The 3,006-nt window shown below is 72.5% G+C and carries 4 protein-coding genes and 1 pseudogene; 1 reads left to right on the forward strand and 4 read right to left on the reverse strand.

What is annotated here, in order from left to right; all coding sequences use genetic code 11:
- The 3 genes and pseudogenes from ACFV4N_RS42040 to ACFV4N_RS42050 form a co-directional block, all read right to left on the reverse strand.
- Window positions 1–512 (reverse strand): annotated as a pseudogene (locus ACFV4N_RS42040) (hypothetical protein); the annotation flags it as partial.
- Window positions 513–522: 10 nt separating this feature from the next.
- The gene (locus ACFV4N_RS42045) at window positions 523–1,170 is read right to left on the reverse strand and encodes a hypothetical protein (RefSeq protein ID WP_499678281.1); all 648 of its coding nucleotides are present in this window, start codon (window positions 1,168–1,170) and stop codon (window positions 523–525) included.
- A 9-nt stretch (window positions 1,171–1,179) separates the two neighbouring features.
- Complete coding sequence (locus ACFV4N_RS42050) at window positions 1,180–1,602, reverse strand: winged helix-turn-helix transcriptional regulator (RefSeq protein WP_499678282.1); 423 nt, start codon at window positions 1,600–1,602, stop codon at window positions 1,180–1,182.
- Window positions 1,603–1,750: 148 nt separating this feature from the next.
- Between ACFV4N_RS42050 and ACFV4N_RS42055 the strand changes: the two genes are divergently transcribed.
- Window positions 1,751–2,479 carry an alpha/beta fold hydrolase gene (locus ACFV4N_RS42055; protein WP_499678283.1) on the forward strand — a complete coding sequence of 243 codons (729 nt, stop codon included), beginning with the start codon at window positions 1,751–1,753 and terminating at the stop codon, window positions 2,477–2,479.
- Between the two features lie 18 nt (window positions 2,480–2,497).
- On the opposite strand, the gene ACFV4N_RS42060 is transcribed toward ACFV4N_RS42055, so the two are convergent.
- Window positions 2,498–3,006: methyltransferase domain-containing protein (locus ACFV4N_RS42060; RefSeq protein WP_499678284.1), on the reverse strand; the 509-nt coding region annotated here is incomplete at its 5' end.

Raw genomic sequence — 3,006 nt, forward strand, 5'->3', positions numbered from 1 at the left:
GTGCTGCCGGCCCCCTCGTCCTCGCACAGGAGGACGAACTCGTCGATGCCGCGGGGGCGTGCCACGGCATCCGTGCGGTCGTTGAGGTGGACGAACCCGTCGAGGTCGACGTCGACCGTCCCCGGCGTGGTGGCGCTCGGTCGCTGCGCGAGCACGACGACGTCGTCCAGGTGTTCCCACCAGGTCGACGACGTGCCCGTCGGTGTCGCGGGCGAGGTCAGGGAGACGTTCCCCAGCCAGGCCCGTTCGGTGCCGAGCGCGTCGGCGGGCAGCCGGTCGAGGAGGTCGGCGAGCGCGCCGGCGGGGGTGCAGCCGACGAGCGTGAACCGCTCCCGCGGTCGGGGCGGCAGGTCGACGAACACCCCCTCGATGTCCGCGCACAGCGCCAACGGGAGGTCGTCGTGGGAATCGTCGAAGCCGACTTCCCCCGAGAGCAGCCAACGCGGGCCGACCGGGTGATCCCATGTCCACCGCTGCTCCGGTGGAAGACAGGCGTCGGGGTCGATGGTCACCCGGCGTCCCTCAGCAACCCTGTTCGGGGCACGGGCGCCGGGCCGCGGCGTCGGAGAGCAGCCGCAGGGCGCCGGCACGGCCCGCGTCGACCGGCATGCCCGCCGGTTTGGCGTCGTTGTTCGCCCCGCCGTAGTCGATCACCAGCACCAGGTTCGCGTCGACGGCCCGGATCTTGGTGAAGCTGACCACGCCGTTGGGTCGCTGCGCGATGTCGCCGTCGTCGAGTCCGAGCGCCTCGACGTCCGGCACCTTGGGCTGCGGGTCCGAGGCGAGGAAGTGCCGGGCGAGGTCGGCGCCCGACTGGCCGTCGGCGTCGTGGTAGCGCATGGTCGTGACCGAGACGTAGCGGTAGGCGGGCGTGCCCCGGGTGTCCGGCTCGAACTCGTCGTACGGCCTGGTGATCGGCACGCTGTCGGGATCGCCGAACTCGTGGCGGCACTCGACCACGTCGACCCGGTCGGTCGTCGCCCGGACCGGCTGCTGACGTGGCGCCGTCTCGTCGAGGCCGTCGGCGAGCGCCGTGACCGTCGCCGGGTCCACGAGGTCGCACGCCTCGACGAGCGCTCCGTACCCGTCGTCGTCCTGCTCACCACCGGCCGACGAACAGGCCGATGCACCGATCACCAGCAGCAGGACGACGACCCCCAGTCTCACCATGGCTGAAACCTAGCGGGTGCGGGGGACCTCGCCGCGGCGGGCGGCGGGCAGCCCCTGATCCGGCACGTCGGGTCGCGCGTCGGCGCGGGAGTCGTAGTCGGCGCGGGCGGCGTCGATGTCGGCCAGGTGCGCGACGCTCCACTCCAGGAGCGGCGCGGTGGCCTCGCGGAGGGTCCTGCCCATCGGGGTCAGCTCGTAGCTGACGTGGGGCGGCATGGCGTTGTGGACGGTCCGCGTGAGGATCCCGTCGCGTTCCAGGCCGCGCAGCGTGACGGTGAGCATGCGCTGGCTGATCCCGTCGATTTCCCGCTTCAGCTCGGTGAAGCGGCGCGGTCCGTTCCTGAGGGTGCGCACGACCAGGAGCGACCACTTGTCCCCGACGATGTCGAGCACCACGCGGGTCCGGCACGCGTCGTCCTGCCGCGGCTTCATGGTTACCTCCAGGGAACCGGGGCACTGCGAAGTGCCTTGTTGCCCGGTGCGAGCCGAACGATCACGATGGTTCTCGAACGGTACCGGGTTACAAATGGTAACCACCGTTCTCCCACGTCACATATCGAACCGGAGGATCACCGCGACCATGTCCACATTCCTGCTGGTGCACGGCGCCTGGCACAGCGGACGGTGCTGGGAGCGGGTGGTGCCGCTGCTGGAGTCGGCCGGCCACCGGGTGCTCGCGCCGTCGCTGACCGGCTACGGCGACAAGGCGCACCTGCTCGCCCCCGAGGTCGGGCTCGACACGCACGTGGCCGACGTCGTCACGCTGATCACCGGGGAAGACCTCACCGACGTGGTCCTGGTCGGGCACAGCTACGCGGGCCTGGTCATCTCCTCCGCGGCCAACCAGGTCCCGGACCGGATCGCGCACCTGGTCTACCTGGACGCGATGGTCCCGGAGGACGGCGAGACCGCGATCGACGTCATGCCGGCGACGCAGGGCCTGATCGACCTCGCCGCGCGGTCCGACGCCGACTGGCGCATCCCGCCCCTGCCGGAGCTGCCGCCGCCCCACGGCCTGTTCGGCGTCACCGACCCGGCGGACGTCGCCTGGCTGCGCGGGATGCTGTCGGACCAGCCGGTGCGCTGCCTCCGGCAACCGGTCCGCCTGGACAACCCGGCCGCGGGCGCGATCCCGAGGACGCACATCCACTGCGTCGGAGCGACACCGGAGGGCATCACGCGGCGACCCGTTCCGGCGGTGCAGCCCAACGGTTCCCCGTCGCAGGTGTGGGAGCTGGACAGCGGCCACGACTGCATGGTCACCGTGCCCGTGGAGCTGAGCGAACTGCTGCTCAAGGTCGGCGCCTGACCGCGCCGGACGGCTCCCTCAGCCACGCGACACGATGAGGCGGAAGCCGGCGTCCCAGTGGTCGAGGTCGAGGAGGTCCCGGTGCCGTTCGTGCCAGCGGCCGGTGTCGAGGTCGTGGCGCAGCCGGCGCACGCCCCGCTCGACCGCGTCGGGGTCCGTCTGCGCGAGCGCCGAGCAGGCGCGGCGGACGCGCGGGTCGAGGTAGGCGGCCGGGCGTCGCCAGTGGGCGGGGAAGACCCCGTCGGTGAAGTCCCAGGGCAACGGCAGGGACGTGACGCTCTCGGCTCCCAGCTCGTCCGCGATGTCGGGCGCCGAGGGCCGGCCGAGTTCCAGCTCCGCGATCTCGGGCACGTACTCGCGGACGAACCAGAACTCGGCGTGCCGACGGGTGTCGTAGGCGAGGACCACTCGCAGTGGCGCCGCTCGTCGCAGCTCGGCGAGCCCGCGCCGCCAGTCGGTCCAGTGGTGGACGGTGAGCACCGCCAGCGCGGCGTCGACCGCGTGGTCGCGGACCGGCAGGGCCTCGG

This window comes from Actinosynnema sp. NPDC059797 (assembly GCF_042732085.1).
GTDB lineage: Bacteria > Actinomycetota > Actinomycetes > Mycobacteriales > Pseudonocardiaceae > Actinosynnema.

What these genes read in the sequence shown, in the direction of transcription:
- ACFV4N_RS42055 (WP_499678283.1), top strand. Translation starts at nt 1,751, where the DNA reads ATGTCCACATTCCTGCTGGTGCACGGCGCCTGGCACAGCGGACGGTGC.
- ACFV4N_RS42045 (WP_499678281.1), bottom strand. Translation starts at nt 1,170, where the DNA reads ATGGTGAGACTGGGGGTCGTCGTCCTGCTGCTGGTGATCGGTGCATCG.
- ACFV4N_RS42050 (WP_499678282.1), bottom strand. Translation starts at nt 1,602, where the DNA reads ATGAAGCCGCGGCAGGACGACGCGTGCCGGACCCGCGTGGTGCTCGAC.